Source organism: Paenibacillus algorifonticola, from assembly GCF_000971975.1.
Classification (GTDB): domain Bacteria; phylum Bacillota; class Bacilli; order Paenibacillales; family Paenibacillaceae; genus Pristimantibacillus; species Pristimantibacillus algorifonticola.
On the sequence record NZ_LAQO01000014.1, the window covers coordinates 77125 to 96646 of the forward strand.

The 19522-nt window shown below is 48.2% G+C and carries 15 protein-coding genes; 6 read left to right on the forward strand and 9 right to left on the reverse strand.

What is annotated here, in order from left to right:
• Positions 1-71: 71 nt before the first annotated feature.
• Positions 72-1124 (reverse strand): PstS family phosphate ABC transporter substrate-binding protein, encoded by a 1053-nt coding sequence (locus WH37_RS18880; protein WP_231594279.1) that lies wholly within the window; start codon positions 1122-1124, stop codon positions 72-74.
• Positions 1125-1437: 313 nt separating this feature from the next.
• Between WH37_RS18880 and WH37_RS18885 the strand changes: the two genes are divergently transcribed.
• Together WH37_RS18885 and WH37_RS18890 are read left to right on the forward strand one after the other, a co-directional pair.
• A complete protein-coding gene (locus tag WH37_RS18885) occupies positions 1438-2046 on the forward strand; it encodes a TVP38/TMEM64 family protein (protein ID WP_046232181.1) in 609 nt (202 codons plus the stop codon).
• Between the two features lie 238 nt (positions 2047-2284).
• The gene (locus tag WH37_RS18890) at positions 2285-2719 is read left to right on the forward strand and encodes a Dps family protein (RefSeq protein ID WP_046232182.1); all 435 of its coding nucleotides are present in this window, start codon (positions 2285-2287) and stop codon (positions 2717-2719) included.
• A gap of 149 nt (positions 2720-2868) precedes the next feature.
• Here the strand turns inward: WH37_RS18890 and WH37_RS18895 are convergent, their stop codons facing one another.
• Together WH37_RS18895 and WH37_RS18900 are read right to left on the reverse strand one after the other, a co-directional pair.
• Positions 2869-3498: a fumarylacetoacetate hydrolase family protein gene (locus WH37_RS18895; RefSeq protein WP_046232277.1), complete on the reverse strand. Its 630-nt coding sequence runs from the start codon at positions 3496-3498 to the stop codon at positions 2869-2871.
• Between the two features lie 38 nt (positions 3499-3536).
• The gene (locus tag WH37_RS18900) at positions 3537-5519 is read right to left on the reverse strand and encodes an ABC-F family ATP-binding cassette domain-containing protein (protein WP_046232183.1); all 1983 of its coding nucleotides are present in this window, start codon (positions 5517-5519) and stop codon (positions 3537-3539) included.
• A gap of 265 nt (positions 5520-5784) precedes the next feature.
• On the opposite strand from WH37_RS18900, the gene WH37_RS18905 reads away from it, so the two are divergent.
• Positions 5785-6543, forward strand: coding sequence for an MBL fold metallo-hydrolase (locus tag WH37_RS18905; RefSeq protein WP_046232184.1), 759 nt, complete (start codon positions 5785-5787; stop codon positions 6541-6543).
• A 322-nt stretch (positions 6544-6865) separates the two neighbouring features.
• Positions 6866-7060 carry a hypothetical protein gene (locus WH37_RS18910; RefSeq protein ID WP_143088561.1) on the forward strand — a complete coding sequence of 65 codons (195 nt, stop codon included), beginning with the start codon at positions 6866-6868 and terminating at the stop codon, positions 7058-7060.
• A gap of 109 nt (positions 7061-7169) precedes the next feature.
• Here the strand turns inward: WH37_RS18910 and WH37_RS18915 are convergent, their stop codons facing one another.
• The 6 genes from WH37_RS18915 to WH37_RS18940 form a co-directional block, all read right to left on the reverse strand.
• Entirely contained in the window at positions 7170-7355 is a 186-nt protein-coding gene (locus WH37_RS18915) for a winged helix-turn-helix transcriptional regulator (protein ID WP_052737065.1), read from the reverse strand.
• Between the two features lie 177 nt (positions 7356-7532).
• Entirely contained in the window at positions 7533-13187 is a 5655-nt protein-coding gene (locus WH37_RS18920) for an S-layer homology domain-containing protein (protein ID WP_046232186.1), read from the reverse strand.
• Positions 13188-13812: 625 nt separating this feature from the next.
• Positions 13813-15198 carry a class II fumarate hydratase gene (gene fumC / locus WH37_RS18925; RefSeq protein ID WP_046232187.1) on the reverse strand — a complete coding sequence of 462 codons (1386 nt, stop codon included), beginning with the start codon at positions 15196-15198 and terminating at the stop codon, positions 13813-13815.
• Between the two features lie 192 nt (positions 15199-15390).
• Positions 15391-16056 (reverse strand): bifunctional 2-keto-4-hydroxyglutarate aldolase/2-keto-3-deoxy-6-phosphogluconate aldolase, encoded by a 666-nt coding sequence (locus WH37_RS18930; protein WP_046232188.1) that lies wholly within the window; start codon positions 16054-16056, stop codon positions 15391-15393.
• Positions 16057-16422: 366 nt separating this feature from the next.
• Positions 16423-17247, reverse strand: a complete 825-nt coding sequence (locus WH37_RS18935) for a TerC family protein (RefSeq protein WP_046232189.1) — start codon at positions 17245-17247, stop codon at positions 16423-16425.
• Positions 17248-17262: 15 nt separating this feature from the next.
• Complete coding sequence (locus WH37_RS18940; RefSeq protein WP_046232190.1) at positions 17263-17580, reverse strand: Dabb family protein; 318 nt, start codon at positions 17578-17580, stop codon at positions 17263-17265.
• A 241-nt stretch (positions 17581-17821) separates the two neighbouring features.
• Here WH37_RS18940 and WH37_RS18945 point away from each other — a divergent pair, with 241 nt between their 5' ends.
• Together WH37_RS18945 and WH37_RS18955 are read left to right on the forward strand one after the other, a co-directional pair.
• The gene (locus WH37_RS18945; protein WP_046232191.1) at positions 17822-18496 is read left to right on the forward strand and encodes a stalk domain-containing protein; all 675 of its coding nucleotides are present in this window, start codon (positions 17822-17824) and stop codon (positions 18494-18496) included.
• Between the two features lie 477 nt (positions 18497-18973).
• Positions 18974-19504: a DUF2062 domain-containing protein gene (locus tag WH37_RS18955; protein WP_052737066.1), complete on the forward strand. Its 531-nt coding sequence runs from the start codon at positions 18974-18976 to the stop codon at positions 19502-19504.
• Positions 19505-19522 lie beyond the last annotated feature (18 nt).

The window sequence follows — 19522 nt, forward strand, 5'->3', positions numbered from 1 at the left end:
CTTCTATCAGGATCTGACTAACTTACGTTTGCATATACGCCCGAGTAATGACCCTGCATTACAAAAAAACATTATGATCCCAGCGGAGTGTAGCCCGTTTTCTCAATCAAATATTGGCCCTGCGGCGACAAAATCCAATCAATAAACGGCTGTACTTTAGGATTGTCACTGCCTGCGGTAATGGCATAAAACGGCGCCGTAAGCGGATAAGTACCGTTGCTAATGTTCGCGCGGTTCGCCTCCACGCCGTTTATTTTCAGCAAATGGATTTGCTGCTCATGCACCATTTCGGTGGCGTAGAACAGGAATGAGAAGCCAATCGCATTTTTATAATTGCGGTAGTTTGCCGTTTCTTTAATGATATCGCCCATCCCGGCACTAACATCCTCCTCGATGGGCTTCATAAGCTGCTTATCCTTCATGATTTTTTGCAGCATCGTCTGGCTGCCGCTGTTCTCCCGGCGCTGGAACGGCCGAATTTTCTCATTTGCTCCCCCAACCTGCTTCCAGTTCGTCAGCCCTCCTGCATAAATACCTTGAATTTGCTCAAGCGTCACACCCTGAACAGCATTACGGCTGTTTACAAAAAAGATAAACGCCTCATAGCCAATCGGAGTCAGCTTCAGCTTTACACCCGCCGCTTTCGCCTGTGCCTCCTGATCCTCAGACGGTCCTGGCGCAAAAATAATATCGACTTCGCCTTTAATCAGGCGATCATACGCTTCCTCCGTGCCGTTCACCTGAACCTCGCTGTCTCCGCCATAATCATAAGGAGGATAGTCCTTTTGCTTATATACCGCCTGAACGAATGCCGCATACATTGGATATAGAGCGGTTGAGCCATCCAGACGTGGCAGCTTGCTGCGAATGTTGAGCATTGCAGGCTCTGGCAGCGATACTGCCTTCGTTCCCTCTTGGAAGGGCTTGTAATCTCTCATATTTACGGCCTGATCATCGACGATTTTCAGCTTCTCTACGTGCGCTTCATATTTACTATAGCTCAGAGCGGAAATGACCACCAAGACAGCAGCCATAGCAATCAGAGTAGTCACTTTCTCATCATTAAGAACTCCGATCAGCCACAAAAAAGCTAACGTCAGGACGGTTGCCGAAGTTACCCACACCAAACCTTCATAAAACCTCGAACTTGTCAAAAGCAACACAAATATAGATATAACCCGCGTTATAAAAATATAAGGAATTCCTGTAAGGATCGATATTAATACAATCGAACTCCAATGCCTTTTCTTCTTTTCCAACTACTATTCCCCTTATATGCCGCAAGGCTTTTTCCCTTATTTTAGCGAACAGGCAGCAGCCAGCTAGTACCAAATTTATGTGGTACTGGCGTTTGCGCATTATCCCTTGTTGCGCCTACCAGCATGCAACGGCTAAGATTAAAGAAGTACCGCTAAGGACATGCTAAAGGAGATAGTTATGCTGAAATGGGTTACCGCCATCATTTATGCTTTACTGCTCGTCACTGTTTTTTTATATAAAACCCAGCTGCTCGATTGGCTGCAAAATGACACGCCGCCAGTGTTTATCGTCTTTCTCGTCGCTCTGTTCCTCGTGCTCGTTCCCGTCGTTCCGTTCAAAATTATGATTGCCTTACTCGGTTTTATGTACGGACCGCTGCTTGGAGCATTAATTAGCTGGCTGGCCGCTTCACTCGCTGCCATTATCGTATTTCTAATGGCTCGCTATCTCTTTCTGGAGCAAGGACAAGCCTTCCTCCGTAAATTCAGCCAACTGGAAAAGCTTCAGGCAACGATGGAAAAACGGCCGTTTCTGACGATTTTGACAGCGCGTTTAATCCCGATCATTCCCCATATGGTGGTCAATATTTATCCCGCGGTTACTTCTGTACGGCTGCTTCCTTATGCCATTGCATCGGCTCTTGGCAAAATCCCTTTTATGCTGCTATTTGCTTATATGGGGCAAAATATGTTTAAAGATTGGGCGAGCTTCGCATTATTCGCGGGCGTATACGCCGCCTTTTTCGCCATATCTTACGGCGGTTACCGCCTGTGGTTAAAAAGATAATGAAACGCATAAAATAGCACTACTTGTTTAACAGCTTGTTTAAAATGATGCCCGGACGTTTATAGTATGTTATCGGATGAAAGCAGCAAGGCTAGCTTGACAAAAAGCTAGTTATTTGTAATAATTATAAATAAGTAATTATTATAAATTAAGCATTTGGCATCCCAGCCATTGCGATCAGGCCAAGCTAGCTACTCCTTAAGAAACATAAAATCAGGAAACGAAAGGATGAACGATAATGAAAAAAACACATGAGGTATTAAATAAACAAATCGCTAACTGGAGTGTCCTATATATTAAATTGCACAACTTCCATTGGTATGTGAAGGGATCGCAATTTTTCACCCTGCACGTGAAGTTTCAGGAGTTTTATGAAGAGGCCGCTTTGAATGTGGATGAGCTGGCTGAGCGCCTGCTTGCATTGGAAGGCAAACCTGTCGCAACGATGAAAGAATATATGGAGACAGCTTCCATCAAAGATGCTACAGGCAAAGAAACAGCTACTACTATGGTTGAGTCCCTCATTACCGACTTCTCGACGATTATTGAAGAGCTCAAAGCTGGCATGTCGATTGCACAAGAAGCGAGCGATGAGACGACAGCTGATATGCTGCTTGCGATCCATACCTCGCTTGAGAAGCATGTATGGATGCTGAAAGCATTTAACGCTTAATTTAAAAAAAATCACGCCGCACAGTCGTATAGGCGTACCTCATACTCAGCTGTCGCAACCTCTCCCGCAAGGGAAGGCTGCGACGCAAAAAAGCCTTCAAACTCTGCGACCTGCGCGGGTTTGAAGGCTTTTTGGTTTCTTAAATCAGATTATACGAGCTTAATTGAACAGCTCGCAACTTCTTTTCCTTGCCACAGCGCCGTAAGCTTGTCACCATCCTGCAAAGCTGCAACACCTGCTGGCGTTCCGGTAAAAATGAGATCGCCCGGCCCAAGTCCGTAATTGTCGTTAATGTGCCGGAGCAGCGTACCAATATCAAACAGCATATCGGCAGAATTGCCATGCTGTGCTTCTTCATTATTGCGAAGCAGCGCAAAATCATGCGCCTTCAGCTCTTCTGCACCAGGATACGGCAGCCATGCGCCAAGGGGAGCGGAGCCTTTGAAGCCTTTGGCCGGAAGCCACGGCTGGCCTTTCGCCTTGATCTTGCTTTGCACATCGCGAAGCGTCATATCAAGCCCCAGCGCCAGACCATCAATGCATGCGTCAGGGTCCATGCCCGGCTCAAGTGCCCGGCCAACCCGCAGCACCAGCTCCAGCTCGAAATGCACCTCGCCTTGATCGCCCGGCAGCTCCACAACACGGCCGTCCATCGACACAAGCGCATGGGTTGGCTTTGTAAATACCATCGGCGATTCAGGCACCTCATTGCCCAGTTCCAACGCATGCAAACGATAATTCCGTCCAATACAATAAATGTTGCGTACTTCTGAAAACATCTCCATCTCCCTCTCCTGTTTTATAGGCTCACTTCTAATTAACCCTTCTTCTGAGCGGCAATTTGCTCCGCGAGCTCATTCAGCTCAGTCCAGCGCTCCATGAGCTGCTCCAGCTTTTCTTCGAGCTGCTGCTGCTCCTCCGATAACTGCTGGATCAGCACCGAGTCACTGCCTGATTCCTCCATGCGCTGCATAATGTGCGCAATATCATTTTCAGCTTGTTCGATCCAGCCGTCAATTTGCTCAAAATCCTTTTGATCCTTGTAGGACATTTTGAGCGCACGTTCTTTACCGCCGCCTGCTCCAGCTTTTGCAGCCGATTCGCCCGCTGTACTCTTGCTTCCAGCAGCGAGAGCCGCGCCTGTCCCAGCAGCAGCAGACTTCGCACTTCCGGCTGACGTTGATGCTGTACCAGCCGACGAGCCATGCTTTTCTACAAACTCCTGATATTCGCTATAGTTGCCTGTATGCTGCGTAATGACGCCATCCTCAAAGGACAAAATTTTATCGACCGTGCGGTCAAGGAAGTAGCGGTCATGGGATACGACGAATACGACGCCCGGAAAATCATCCAAATAATCTTCCAATACGGACAAGGTCGCGATGTCCAAATCATTCGTCGGCTCATCGAGCAGCAGCACGTTCGGCGCCTTCATCAGCACGCGAAGCAGTTGGAGACGGCGCTTCTCGCCGCCTGACAGCTTGCTAATCAGGCTCCATTGCATCGCGGGCGGAAACAAAAACCGCTCCAGCATTTGCCCAGCGGAAATGAGCGAGCCATCCGCCGTCTTCACTTGCTCCGCTCCTTCGCGGATAAATTCAATGACGCGCAGCGACTCGTCCATCTCTTCATGCTCCTGCGAGAACCAGCCGAGATTAACGGTGAGGCCCAGCTCAACCGTACCTTCATCCGGCTGCAGCCTGCCCTCAATCAGCTTAAGCAGTGTAGATTTGCCGCTGCCATTGCGTCCGATAATGCCTACCCGATCCTCCGGTACGGCAATATAGCTGAAATCACGAATGAGCGTCCGCTCGCCAAAGCGTTTCGTCACCTTTTCAAGCTCAACGATTTTTCGTCCGAGGCGGGTCGAGGCAACCGATACATCCATTTTTCCCGCGCTTTGCTTGGGCGCCTGCGCCTTCAAGTCCTCAAACCGGTCAATTCTCGCCTTTTGCTTCGTCGTTCTCGCCTTTGCTCCGCGCCTGATCCAGGCCAGCTCGCTGCGCAGCAGGTTTTTGCGCTTGCTCTCTGTTGCTGCCTCGCGCTCTTCCCGCTCCAGCTTAAGCTCTAGAAAACGGCTGTAGTTCGCTTCATAGAAATAAGCACGTCCGCCGTCCAGCTCAATGACCCGGTTGCTGACCCGGTCGAGGAAATACCGGTCATGCGTAATCATAAGCAGCGCGCCTTTGCGCTTTTGCAGCATGCCTTCCAGCCAAGCGACCGAATCATTGTCAATATGGTTCGTCGGCTCGTCCAAAATCAAAATATCCGAAGGCTGGAGCAGCGCCGCTGCCATCGCTACACGCTTGCGCTGCCCGCCGGAAAACGTCTCGACCTTGTCGTCAAAATGAAGAATGCCTAGCTTTGCGAGCGCCATCTTCGCTTCACTCTCCAGCGTCCAAGCGTCGAACTCATCCATCCGCTGATTCGCTTTAATCAGCCTTTGCTGCAGCGCCTCGTCGCTTGGATGAAGCTCCAGCGCTTCAAGTGCCTCCACATGCTCACGCACAGCACGCTGCTGTGGTGAATCGCCGCCAAGCACATGCTCAAGCGCCGTTTCCCCTGGCGCAAACACCGGGTCCTGCGACAGCATGCGAATGGTCACCCGGTTCCCAATGGAAATGTTTCCTGCATCCGCTGGCTCAAGCCCGGCAATCACTTTAAGAAAAGTCGATTTGCCCGTTCCATTGACGCCGATAATGCCAATTTTGTCGCCATCCTCGAGACCGAAGGTGACGTCCTCGAACAGCATTTTTTCCCCGTAGCTTTTCGTAATATGTTCGACTGATAATAAATGCATCGCAATTACCTACTTTACATCAGAAATAGTTGTTCCAAGCTAGCTTCTCCGGTAATATAACGCTTGGAAAAGCCGCCCTTTCCAACTATCATATCATAATCTGCGCCCCTCCACCCCGCTTAGCCCTTACCTCATTTGTATATTGACAAAAATATTTTTTTGTGTTATAATATAATATTTTAATATTTACACACATTTATTTATCCCTTATGATATAAAAGCTTGGCCAAGCACAATCTGAGCTGATGTTCATCGGAGGGATCGCATGCTACTTGCAAAAGGCATTGCCATGCTTGAGATTACAGCCATCATTATGGGAAAACCCACAACCATTCACCCCACCCTTATTTGGGATCATGATCACCAAATCCTTATAGACACCGCCCATCCCGGGCAACTCCCTTTGCTTCAGGAGGCCGCGGCACAAGAAGGCGTTCTTCTCGAACACATAACTGACATCGTACTTACCCATCAAGATATCGATCATATTGGCGGACTGCCCGCAGTCATCGAGCAGGCTAATCACGCTCCGCGTGTGTGGAGCAGCGACATTGAGAAGCCTTATATCGAAGGACGCAAACGCCTGATCAAAATAACCGATGAGGCACTCGCAAGTCTCGACCTGATGTTTCCTCCGGAAACGCCCGCTGCATTCCGCGCCGCTTTTCGAAAAATGCTGGAGCATCCGCCTCACGCGAATGTTACCGCGCAGCTGCTGGGCGGCGACAAGCTGGATGCATGTGGCGGGATCACCGTTATAAATACGCCGGGACATACACCCGGACATATCAGCTTGTATCATCACTCGAGCCAAATATTAATAGCCGGAGACGCACTCACCGCAGAAAATGGCAAGCTCGCAGCCCCAACTCCCGCTGCTACGCTAGATTATGAAATGGCGCTGCACTCACTCAAAGCACTTGTAGATTACCCTACCCAGCATGTCATTTGCTATCATGGCGGTTTATGCAGCGGCCAGCTAAATGAACAAATTGCTCGCATTTCTGCGGGAGCTGTTGTTTAATTTTACAATTAAATAGGTAAGCCAGCATTCAGCCCAGCCACAACCTATTAGGCCGTCGAGAATCTCTCGATGGCCTTGTTTTTTTCATTTTCAGCAAAATAACACTTCAACGTTGCACATCTTGAACTACCGGTGCCGAGCGGCCAGCCTCCTTTCCGCCACGAACAACCATACGATCAAAACTGCGCCTATCGCACAAAACGTATCCGTCCATACAAAATAGTGCGTACTGTTCAACACCTATCAGGGTTGCTACACTATAAAAAAGAAAGTGAGGTGCAAATAGATGTCAACCTATCAATTGACTTCAGGAAAACAGACCATGAGTTGGGGAACATGCTTGGATATCGAACCTTTTATCAGCAATCCCGCCCCAGAGTCCATCAAGCAGCAGGAGGATGGAAGAGTGGATTGGAATCTTGCCAGCGGGGTATATCGAGCCAAAGAAATAGTCAGGGAGCTAAATAAACTTCTAATGGCGGTACTCGTCCAGTTGGGGGAGAAAGCAGGCCTTTAGAGGACATCGCTTTATGTATCGCACAAATAAAAAGGTCCGCTTGGAGTTTAAGGAGACTACGCCGATTCCATTAAATGTCACTGAGCATCAGGCGCAGGACATACTAAATTTAACAGGGCTCGTCACGGAGGAGTCCGGTAATCAACATAGCGTCTGGCAGTTGTCTTTGCAGTTCATTAAACCGCAATGCCCCTTTGGATAAAAGGGTTAAATTGATAATTTTCCATTTGCCGCTGATCAAGCGCAATACAATTTCAGAGGTACAGCGGTACGTAGAATTATTAAATTCAATCATAGCAACTGCCTCCTATTTTATAGGGCATTAAACCAATAGAAATAATATTAATTACAACAAACGACAGAAGCCGCTTCAACGCCATGCCTCAAGCATAAAATAAAACAAAGGCCGTTCCAAAGTAGTGTAGACATACCTTGGGACGGCCTTTCGCTTATTTCTTTGACTGCCTTTTATTTATTTGTTCGCTTCTGCGTAATTCGTTGCATTCAGCAGCAAGGTCACAACCTCTGCCCTCGTTGCATTGGCACTTGGATTGAACTTATTGTTCGCCCCTTGTACAATGCCCGCTTTGGCTGCAGCAGCTACATAAGGTACTGCCCAAGCCGGAATTTGGCTAGCATCAGCAAAATCTACCGTTGCCGCTGGATCAATCGGAAGGCCTAGCGCACGTACCATAATCGCCGTCATTTCAACACGGGTCAATGGATTGCTTGGACGGAACGTATTGTCCGCATAACCGCTAATGAGACCCGCTTCTGACAGCTGTGCTACGAAGGAGCGTGCCCATACCGGAATAGCATCCGCATCGCGGAAATTCGGCACCGACGTTGCATCTCCAAGCTTAAATGCACGGCTAACCATCGTTACAAACTCCGCGCGTGTTGCATTCGCTTCTGGACGGAACGAGCCGTCAGCGAAGCCTTTTACGATTCCTTGCTCTACCGCTTGTTTAATCGATTGCTCTGCCCAGTGTCCAGCTACATCCTTCAGCTGGGCAGGAGTTGGCGTCGGGCTCGGATCTGGGCTTGGGGATACCGAAGGTGTTGGCGATGGGCTAGGTGTACTTGTTCCCGGATTGCTCGTGCCAGGAGTTCCTGCGCCCGGCAGCGTGCTGCCCAGCAGGTCGGTAATTCTGCCTTGAATGCCAATATCCACGGTGCCGATTTTCGCCAAATATTCATTAAATACTTCATAGTCGACGAAGTTCAATTCATAGAAGCGTCCAGCATCTTTAGCCGCCTTCATCGATAGATAGAAGTCGCCGCCGTTTGCCATGAAGGAATTTGTCGCTACGATGTAATATGCATTTGGATCAAGCGCTACATAATTCCCTTGCTCATTCAGCACTTCTACTTTCACGATTCTTTCACCTTTTTGTGTTACAACACCAGTAACGGAGTTATAAATCTCAGGTTTTTTCGTCGAATCGAAGTAGAAGCGCATACCTGCTACTTGCGGGAATCTGCCCTCTTCGCTCGTCGGCGTCGTGCCACTGACGCCATTTTCCAGCGCGGCAGTAATTTCAGCTCCTGTCATTTTCAGCGCTGTCAGATTGTTGCCGAATGGCATAACTGACAGTACACTGCCAAGCGTAATGTCGCCTGCAGGAATCGATTGACGGATGCCTCCCGCGTTTTGAATGGTTACAAAACCGGCAATGCCCGTTTTGTCGATTAGCGCACTATTTTTCACCTTATCCAGCATACCGTTAGCCATTAGATTTCCTAGATTCGTTTCCTGCCGGCGTACGTTTTTGCGCAAACCGTCAAGCTCGACTGTCGTTTTTCCAACAATCGTTTGCTCGAGTTCTTTAAGCGGTGCTTGATAAATGGCTACTTGAGCCGCTGCAGCCGGATCTTCCGCAAATACATATTTCTTATCAATCTGCTGATCCACATTTACCAACTTGCCATCCCATGATGTCAGTTGGCCTGATGCATCAAACAAAGCGTCCAGTTGGCCTAAATTAGCACCATATTCACCCGTCTGTACGATCAGCGTCGCTGCTGCATCAAGGTCCTTACGGTAAACAAAAGGTTCGTCTAGTTTCGTATGCGAGTGACCACCTACAATAATGTCAATGCCGTCCACCTCGGCCGCAAGTTTCTGATCCTCGGTGTAGCCAATATGGGACAACGCGATAATCTTATTGATACCCATCGATTCCAACTGGGCCACCGTTGCCGCAGCGCTAGCTTTAACTTCATTGAACACAACCTTGCCTGGAGAAGCAAGAAGCGCCGTATCCGGTGTCGTCAGTCCGAAAATACCAACCCGATCACCATTAATCGTTTTGATGATTGCAGGAAAAATTTTGCCATTATTCGCATTACCACCCGCTTGTGAAATGCTATTCTGGAACTTACCAGCAAGCTCTGCCTCACCGCTAAAGTCCACATTTGCAGCAACGAACGGGAATTTCGCATCAGTAATGAAAGCTGCGAGCGTCGCTGCATCTTTATCAAACTCATGATTACCGAAAGTCATCGCATCATATTTGAGATAGTTCATGAACCATAGGTCAGCAAGCCCGTGGAATTGGTTGAAATAGAGCGTACCCGAGAACACATCACCTGCATCAAGAAGCAATGTATTGTCATTGCGAAGGGTTTTTATCGCCGTAGAACGGCGCGCCATATTATCCAGATGCGCATGCGTATCATTCGTATGAAGCACACGCAGTGAGTAATTATCTTTACTTACAAACGGCTTGCCTCCAAGATCAAGTTGGGCAAGCAGTGGATCATGGTCGCTCACGCGTCCCATCGAATCCGTGAAGTCTGCGTTGACATGTACGACTTCAATATCAGAATAGTCTTTCAGAGCATCATTGACCAAAATATGGTCAAGCGTCTGGGAGTTGCCATCGTAAATATAGGAATAACGGTCCTTCTCCGGCATTGTGTCAACCAGATTAGTCAACGCGTCCTTCTTCAAAATATCAAGCGTCTTCGAAAACTGGAAGTCATTCAAATCGCCCAATACCGCTACATTAACATTAGGATCCCTAGCCACAAGCTGCGATACGAAGGAATTCACGATTCCAGCTTGCAGGGCACGCTGTGTCTCACTGCTGCGGATAACCGGTTGGATCGTTCCCCAAGGAAGACCATCTCCACCTTTAGAATTAAAGTGATTCGCAACAACTACAACACGTTTACCCTGGAAAGTAAATTCTGCCGCAAGCGGCTTACGGGAAGCGTTAAAGGCTGCATCTGCCGGGCTGATTCGGCCCGGATTCACAGACAGGCTGCCATCGCCCTCCACTTGAACAGCAGTTGTCGAATCACCTTTCGTTCCAGTCGCAAGTGTTACGCGCGCTGTATTGTACAAGAAGCCTACGCGGATGTTTCCGCCTGGAGCTCCGCCATCCAACCCGTCTACTGGAGCAATGTCCGTGTAAGCATAGGTTGGGCCGCCTTTTGCAATAACAGCGTCAATCAACGCCTGGAAGCTTTGGCTCGCATCCGTTACACCATTGTTTGTTTCACCGTTATTATCCTGAACCTCCATAAGACCAATAATGTCCGGCGTCTTAAGGTTGTTTACGATAATGCCGCCAATTTTTGCAGCTTTAGCTGTCTGGCTGCTGCTGAAATTTTCTACGTTGAACGTAGCAATGGTCAGCTTGTCAGCCGCTGCAACCGTAGTCGCAACACCCTGTGCGCGCGATGAATACGTAATAGCTGGCAAAGAGCCATCAGGAATGAGCTTGAACAAATTGCTCGTATAATTCAGAACACCTGTAATCGGACCATTAAATTGGTCGCCTGTCTTAATATCCTGACCGGCCGGCTTAGCAGCGATATACATTTTTTGCGGATTCAGGCTGCTATCGAATGGCTGCGTGCCATCGCCTGTAAGCACAATGCCGCCTGCATCCGTTTTAATCGGATTGTTAGCGCCATTGTCAAAAGTAACAGGCGTTACCGAGTTGGCGTAAGGACCAGTAATGCGGGCATCATCCAACTGAATACGCATGCCTTCAAGGCTTTCGAAGAAATCGACTGCATCGCCATCCGAATTAAATGCTCCGAAGCTGTCGGTATCAATGACCGTTGGTACGACACGTCCATTTGTACCGAGTACAATCGGCGAAGGCAATGGCTGCGAAGGCAATCCCTTCGTAACGGTTGTAGCCGTAATTTGCGTAACGGTCAGAGCTGGGCTCGTGCCATACTCAACAACCGTACCATCTACCGTTACCGCATCCCCCACTGCAACGCCGTGAGCCGCTTTATACACTTGAATCGCTTCCGAAGTAGCAGGATCGCTATCGATGCCGCTATCCGGCTCCTGCATGTAGAAGCTGTTCGTGCTTACCGATGTAACGATACCGGAAACATTGGTTACTGCTACATTTTCATAAATAGAACGATGGGTTTTGCCCTGAATCGTATGAATTTTGATGCCGTCTGTGTTTTGAAGCACCGTATACGTGAACGTGTAGACAGAGCTTGTCTCTGCACCCGCCACAACAATAGCATTAATCGTCGTATCAGCATTAATTGTAATCGGAGTGCTGTATACCGGGCTTGCAGACGTCGGTGTTGTGCCATCCGTCGTAAAATGAATGACGCCGCCATTCATTAGCGTACCAAGCTCTACCGTTCCACCCGTTGCAATGCCACCGGAAGGTATGCTCGCCGTAACAGAAAGCTTGCGCTCCACAATGTCGGATGAGCTTCTCGGAACAAGCTCCAGGCCAACACCTGTGTAATAAGTCATAACGCCCGTCACTTGCTCAAACGATTTATTCAGCGCGAATGCCGTATCGGAGGAATAAATCGCGATTTCCTGGCTGCCGGCTGCATCCGCCGCATAGAATACGCCGCTTGCCGCGCGTTTAATGGTCACATTATTGATTTGCACCAAACGGCCTTCCGATTGATTCCGCAGCGCATCACTCGTACCGAAAGACGTTGAAGTAATGACGGTCGGTTGAGGAACCGCGCTGTGACCGTTAATCGTTACATAACCGCCTGTTACCAGATCGGTGTCCAGTTGCAGCATGCCATTGTAAAGGGATGTTTGACCGTAAACTTCAATGTCATCCCCTGGCTGTGCACCTGAATCCGCACCTCTAACGACGACAGCAGAATTGGCATCCTGGACAAACAGGTTTACTTTGCCGCCAGATTCTGAGCGGTGGGAAACGGTCCCTTGCGTTACAAGCTTAGAGCCTACCGCTGCGCTTCGCACATCCGAAATCGCAACTGGCGTAAGGTTAGCTAGTGTATATGGGAATTCAGTCAGGCCGCTAATCGTGCCTTCTGTATTTTTAACATAAGCATGAATCGTCATTGGAGCTGTAACTTCAACAGGCGAAGTGTACACTGTAAAATTTTCCGGTGCAACCGGCGCTTCCGGGCTATAGACGCTGTAATAAACGCTATATCCTACCGTTGCCGTAGACAAGGTTACATACGTTCCTGCTGGAACCTCGCCCGCCGCTGGACTAGCCGATACGCTCGCTACCGCTCCGTAAGAAGAATTTCTTGGGCTTGGAGCAGCTACTGTGAAGTCGGCGTTATTGTTATCCGTATCAAGCGCCCGGTCTCCCGGATTTAGCGCCTTGCGGATAGCGGATGTTGTTGCACTCAAATCACCTGTCGGAGCACCTTCTCCTCCAGTCGCCGTAGTACCGTAGGCAACTAGATCCACCACCGCACTGCTTGCATTAAGCAGTCTAACTTTACCTGCGGAGCCGCCCATATTAAGCGAGCCAATCACATCTGGCGATTCAAGATCAGGAGCCGTCATGCTTGATCCAGGCGCTTCTTGAATAAGGAAATAGCCTTTAGCCGCAATCGTTCCGCTCAAATTGTGTATATTCGTCGTAAAAGCTCCTGCAGCCGAAGCATATTGCACACTCCAGCCCGCAAGGGAAATCGGTGAATCGGTTGGATTGTATAATTCTATAAAGTCCTGTTTGATTGGCGCGCCTCCGTTGCCCCCGCCCCCATACACTTGTGAAATGACAATGTTGTCATTACTCACGGCTGCTTGTACAGGTGCGCCAAAACCACCCAATACCGTTCCTACAAGCAAAATAGCAGCCAAAAATAGGCTAACTGGCCGTTTGAACGCCTGAAACTTTCGCCTCATAGACAATCTCTCCCTTATTACCTAGGTTAATTACATAGATAGTTCTTTTTTCTCACATATATGTGACATTAATATCATTTTGTCGACTCCTGTTGTCATTTCGTGCAATAAACCGGATGAAAATAAGAAAAATCCACAACAAATTTACTTTTTGTGCATTTTTCATTAATCAACCCCTTATCAAAATTTCATATAAACATAAATCAATGAAAAAAAGGAACCTTTTTTCCTCTATTTAATATTTAATATAAAGTAGAGTAGGCCCATTGTAAACATTTTGACAAAAAAATATTGTTAAGCTATCTTTAATTGTTATCTAAATTTACACAACCTTAACATTTCACCACGAAAATGAATGTAATATCTTAATAATTCGCAAATGGTTTCACTCATTTGATCAAGTGTTCATTATAAGAAGAATCATTTGTTCAGTTTTTTTCGCTAATCTTCTTTTATTGAAGGAGGAGTATTGATATGAGCAAATATATAAATGCTTGTATTCCATAGAAAAAAAGCCTCTGGTATCCTATACTTCTTAGGACACTAGAGGCTCATTTTTATATCTATTTAAATTTTCTCGTATCGCTAGCAAGAACAGTGCAGCACATGCTGCTGCCTTACTGGGTTAACGTTTGCCGATCATCGCTTCTGGCTTCACAAACTCGTCGAACTGCTCGGACGTCAAGAGGCCGCTGGCAATCGCCGATTCTTTGAGCGTCAGCCCTTTTTTATGTGCGTTTTTCGCAATGGCTGCTGCATTTTCATAGCCAATATGCGGATTAAGCGCTGTTACGAGCATGAGCGATTGATCGAGATTGCGCTTGATCACCGCTTCGTTCGGCTCAATGCCGACCGCACAGTTGTCATTGAAGGAAATCATGCCGTCCGCCATTAGAGCAACGGATTGCAGGAAGTTGTAGATGATAACCGGCTTGAAAACGTTCAGCTCAAAATTGCCCTGGCTCGCCGCAAAAGCAATCGTCGCATCGTTGCCGATCACTTGGCAAACTGCCATCGTAATCGCTTCGCTTTGCGTCGGGTTAACTTTACCTGGCATAATCGAGCTTCCCGGTTCATTTTCAGGAATCGTGATTTCACCAATTCCACAGCGCGGGCCGCTTGCCAGCCATCTAACGTCATTGGCGATTTTCATCAAATCAGCCGCCAGCGCTTTAACAGCACCATGCGTATAGACGATTTGGTCGTGGCTCGTCAGCGAGTGGAATTTATTTTCCGCTGTAATGAACGTTTTGCCTGTGAGCGTCGTTACTTCCGCTGCTACCTGCACCGCGAAATCAGGATGCGCGTTAAGGCCTGTACCTACCGCTGTGCCGCCAAGCGCCAGCTCGCGCATTTCATCTACGCTTTGCACGATCATTTTGCGAGTTTTAACCAGCATCGCGTACCAGCCGCTAATTTCCTGGCCAAGTGTAATCGGGGTAGCGTCCTGCAAATGCGTACGGCCGATTTTCACAATATTATTGAAACGCTCCATCTTGTCTTGCAGCGTTCCTGCCAGCACATCAATGGCTGGGATCAAGCGCTGCTCCACTGCTACTACGCCAGCAATATGAAGCGCCGCAGGGAATGTATCATTTGAGCTTTGGGAGCGGTTGACATCATCATTCGGATGAATGCGAACGGCGCTGCCGCGCTCCTCAAGCAGTTGATTGGCGCGATGCGCTACAACTTCATTAACGTTCATATTCGTTTGCGTACCGCTGCCTGTCTGCCAAACGACGAGCGGGAAATGCTCATCCCAGCGGCCTGTCAAAATTTCATCTACCGCTTCACCGATAACCGCAGATTTCTCCGCATCCAGCACACCCAGCTTTTCATTGGCGATAGCTGCAGCTTTCTTGATAATAGCCATAGCATGAACGACCTCAATTGGCATCCGCTCTCCGCTGATCTTGAAGTTTTGCAAACTGCGCTGCGTTTGAGCGCCCCACAGCTTGTCCGCAGGAACCTGAATTTCACCCATTGTGTCCTTCTCAATCCGATATTCCATCTTTTAAGTAGCCTCCTTCAAAATCTTGAACAACCTACTACTACTTTATCAAACGCAAACGGCTTTCGCCATCCATATGCGCCAAAAGCCCCTCAATTGCTTGCGATACAGCTGTCCTCTCGCCTTGCAAAGGCTGCTTTCCGCCGCTTCCGCTAATGCGCTTTCATAAAAAGCAGTGGCGAAATGTGAAATTTAGCGCTTCGCGCTGCGGTAAGCTTCCATATAAGCGCGTGCTTTTGCTTCAATTAAAGTATAATCGCCCGTCTTCACAGCTTCCTTCGTCAAATCGGAGCCGATGCCAACGGCTACTGCGCCTGCTTTAACCCATTCGCCGAGATTATCCAGCGATACGCCGCCGGTCGGCATCACATTTGCCTGCGGCAGAGGTCCTTTAATCGAAGGAATAACGCTTGGCGAGTACAGATTGCCAGGGAACAGCTTCACGACATCAACACCCAGTTCCAGCGCATGTTGAATTTCATTGACAGTCATCGTGCCTGGCATAACCGGAATCGCATAACGATGGCATAGCTTTATAGTATCAGGGTTAAGTGCCGGGGAAACGACAAATTCCGCGCCGCTCAAAATCGCCGCACGTGCCGATTCCGGATCAAGCACCGTTCCCACTCCGATAATTGCAAATTGATCCGATTGCGGGTCCGCATCTACCGAATATTCCTTGCTGAGCTGCTCGATCGCCCGAAGCGCAAACGGTACGGTCAGCGTAATTTCAATCGCTTTAATACCGCCTTTTATCGCATGGCGGGACATTTCTACAACTTCCTCCGGCGAATCAGCGCGAAGTACAGCGACAACGCCAGCATCTACAATTTGTTGAAGCACCTTGATTTTCTTCACAGGTACAGCCTCCCCTAATGTTCATATTTGTACGAAAAAGTACGATGTTTGCCGTTTTAATTATATGCCTTTCTCGTCCACTCGGCAATGCATCGCAGGCAATTGTCAAATTGTGCGCAAAAATAGGGAGCTACCCAGTCCCATCTGCTTGGTTATCGGATACCTATACACCGTGATTGTCTTTCTCAAGCCTTCTCCGCGCAGGAGTAAGCTGACATCGCCATCCACTTTGTGCGTCATGATGGAAGAAATCGTCAGCTTCGCCTTCTCTGAAATCACGAATGAATTTGTAAAAAGAGAGCCATCCGCACAGCATTAGGCTGTGTAGATGGCTCCCTTTGTTATTTTATTTATTTGTTTATTTTATTAACCGGTATGTTTATCCAAGCTTGCGGTTTTACCCGCTCCATCTCCATGCTCGCCTTCCACTTTGCTGCGGCCCGACAAGATCCAGCCAACTACAGCAATCAGAACGAGTACAATGTAGAAGGTCGCTTTCCATACAGGGCCTTCTACAAAATCATGCGACAGCCAGTGGATGGATGGATGCGCCATCGTATGAACGGCCAGCTTGACGCCGACCCAGCCCACGATAACGAATGCTGTCAGCTCAAGCGCTGGACGGGAATGCAGCAGCTTCACGAAATAGTTCGCCGCGAAACGCATAATGACAAGCCCGATAAAGCCGCCGAGGAAAATAACGATAAACTGTCCGCCGTCCATGCCGCCGATTTGCATCAGACCACTTGGAGGCAAGGCGACTGCCAGCGCGACCGCTGCCAGGATGGAATCAATTGCAAAGGCGATATCGGCGATTTCGACCTTCAGAACCGTCAGCCAGAAGCCAGCCTTGGAGCTTTTCTTCTCCTTCTGCTCCTCTGTCTCCTCTTCCTCTTCTCCCTCCTTGGACCTTCGTAAAAACTTGATGATATTGCTTATTGAAATAAATAAGAGATACAGCGCTCCGAGTGCCTGAATTTGCCATACATTCACAAGCAGCGAGATAACGAACAAGGAGGCTAGACGGAAAATAAATGCGCCGAACAACCCGTAAAACAGCGCCTTCTTCCGGCTTTTCTCATCAAGATGTTTAACCATTACAGCTAGCACGAGCGCATTATCTGCCGCCAGCAAACCCTCCAGAACAACCAAGACCACTAATACCCAGCCATATTCCAACAGCAATTCCAACGTTGTCTCCTCCTTCTAAACGACCGTGACGTGTTTCTGATAATCAATTTCCAGGAACTTCTCTACTTCGGGAACCCAGCGCTCCTCGACAAACTTTACATGCATCGGATGCACATTATAAGCTTCGTAATCTTCGTTGCTTTCGAATACCATGGAGAAGCCAAAACGATAATCGTTTTTAGGGCTCACCTGCAAATATACCTCAAAGTCGCGAACTACGGGAATGGCACTCAAAATCGTACGTCCATCCTCCAGAAAACGCTGCTCCTCATCCGAGCCCTCCGCGTGCTTTAAGCTAAAAATAACCGAATGCTGAATCCAAACACCTGACATTTGCTCTCCTCCTTATCATGTTCCGTATCTATTCCTATTAACCACATTTCTCCTTCCTTGTACGTGGCATGTACGGATCACGTTTCAAAAACAAATCCATTTCTAGAGACTTATTTTTAGAGGAAAATAGTCCCAATCAACTTGTCCCTCTGTTGCGCCGCACCTATAATAGGGTAAACATTTACAGGATCCAGCAATACATACTATCATTTTTCAAACCAGAACAGGAGAGTGGCCTATTTTGAAAAAGCTCACGATAGCTGTAGTTCTTGGCACAACGATTGTTGCCAGCATGGCAACAGGTGCTTACGGCGCTACTAAACTTCAAGAAATTAAAGCTTATTTGAATAAAGACATTGCCTTCAAGGTGGATGGAAAACCTGTGCAGCTAAGGGATGGCAACAATAATACCGTCGTCCCTATTAGCTATAAAGGCACAACCTACCTTCCGGTAAGATCGATCTCCGATGCGCTTGGCGTTGCGGTTGACTATGACAGCAAGACGCAAATGATTCAGCTTGGTGAAAAGGTAGAGGGCGTTTCCATCTCAAGCTCCCTGACCACCAATACGTACCGCACGAAAGATTCTTCGCAAACAACCTATAACGGCAAAGATTATAAGGAAGCCATATTTGATAATGCAGACAGTGCCCGATCAAGCTCATTCATTTTGGAGCCTAAGAAAAAATACCAAAAGCTGTACCTTCAAATAGCAGCCGTTGGTCAGGACTTGGGCAAATTAACGGTGAAGGATACGGAGACCGATACGATTTTGAAAGCGACAGAAATTAACGTTGCCGACGGCCTCGTCACGGTTGAAGTGGACATCGGCGGGGCAAACCAGCTGTTCGTTTATGCCGATGCCAAAGGTGACGGAGCTGTATTCGTTCCGCTCACAACGTCCTATTACAAATAAAAGCTCATAAGAAAAACGCCTGGCGGCGTCCTTTCTATTAGACGCCATCGTTTTGGAGAAACGTATAGAGAAAGTATGAGAAAATTCATATCCTTTCCTATACGTCAAGGTGAAACGGCTGTCGCCGTCCTTTGGCGGCGCGGCGCGTTTCAGTCCGAGAAATATAGAGAAAGGATAGCGTTAGGATATCCTTTCCTATATTTCAAGCGTAAACGGCTGAAGCCGTCCTCTGGCGGCAAAGCTGCCGTTTCGAGGGTGAAATATAAGCTGATTATAAGGGTGAAACTTATAAATTCTTATATTTTAAACAAGCCTCTGTTCCCGCTGCTGCAGCGTATTCAGAGGCTTGTTTTACGTTGCTGTGCTTTTTTGTCTCTTTTTGACGAAAACGTATAGGGCACAAGCTGTATCTGCCTTTGTTCCACCCCGTGAATATGTTATGATACATTCATCATATACAGCTGGGAGCCGTTCATCGTGAGAACAAAAATGTTGCGGAAATTCAAATATTATTGCTTGCGCCTGCTCCGTATTAAAAAAAGCGACCATGTCGTTGCGCTTGGCAGCATACTGGGCTTCCTGCACTGCTGGTTTCCGACCTTTATCGTCGGACTGCCGATCTCCCTGCTGCTGACTCGGCTGCTTCGCGGCAATCTTGCCGCCTGCGTCATTTTTTCGACAATTGGCTCTTTTACTTGGCCTGGATTGTTTTATATGAACTATAAGGTCGGTTTTTGGCTGAGTCGGCTCGTCGGCACTCCTGCTCCCCATCATCCAGCGGAAAATGCTGCAAATGTCGCTCCGCCGATTGCCCATAAAGCCGGGCATTTTGCCTCCTTCGGGCATATGGGGATGACGTTTCTCGTTGGCTCCATCGTCAACAGCATTGTTTTTTCCATCATCGGCTATTTTGTCATCCGCTTTATCCTCAACCGCTACAGACCAGCTCTCATCACCAAGCTCAAAAGCCAAGGCAGGGGCGTTCGCGGCAGTCTATCTGCCATTTAAGAGCAGCTTCTTCGGCCG

Excerpts from the sequence above, each read along its gene's own strand:
- WH37_RS18920 (WP_046232186.1), bottom strand. The coding sequence starts at position 13,187 with ATGAGGCGAAAGTTTCAGGCGTTCAAACGGCCAGTTAGCCTATTTTTG.
- WH37_RS18910 (WP_143088561.1), top strand. The coding sequence starts at position 6,866 with ATGAGTTGGGGAACATGCTTGGATATCGAACCTTTTATCAGCAATCCC.
- WH37_RS18890 (WP_046232182.1), top strand. The coding sequence starts at position 2,285 with ATGAAAAAAACACATGAGGTATTAAATAAACAAATCGCTAACTGGAGT.
- WH37_RS18940 (WP_046232190.1), bottom strand. The coding sequence starts at position 17,580 with ATGTCAGGTGTTTGGATTCAGCATTCGGTTATTTTTAGCTTAAAGCAC.
- WH37_RS18885 (WP_046232181.1), top strand. The coding sequence starts at position 1,438 with ATGCTGAAATGGGTTACCGCCATCATTTATGCTTTACTGCTCGTCACT.
- fumC (WP_046232187.1), bottom strand. The coding sequence starts at position 15,198 with ATGGAATATCGGATTGAGAAGGACACAATGGGTGAAATTCAGGTTCCT.
- WH37_RS18900 (WP_046232183.1), bottom strand. The coding sequence starts at position 5,519 with ATGCATTTATTATCAGTCGAACATATTACGAAAAGCTACGGGGAAAAA.
- WH37_RS18895 (WP_046232277.1), bottom strand. The coding sequence starts at position 3,498 with ATGTTTTCAGAAGTACGCAACATTTATTGTATTGGACGGAATTATCGT.
- WH37_RS18915 (WP_052737065.1), bottom strand. The coding sequence starts at position 7,355 with ATGATTGAATTTAATAATTCTACGTACCGCTGTACCTCTGAAATTGTA.
- WH37_RS18905 (WP_046232184.1), top strand. The coding sequence starts at position 5,785 with ATGCTACTTGCAAAAGGCATTGCCATGCTTGAGATTACAGCCATCATT.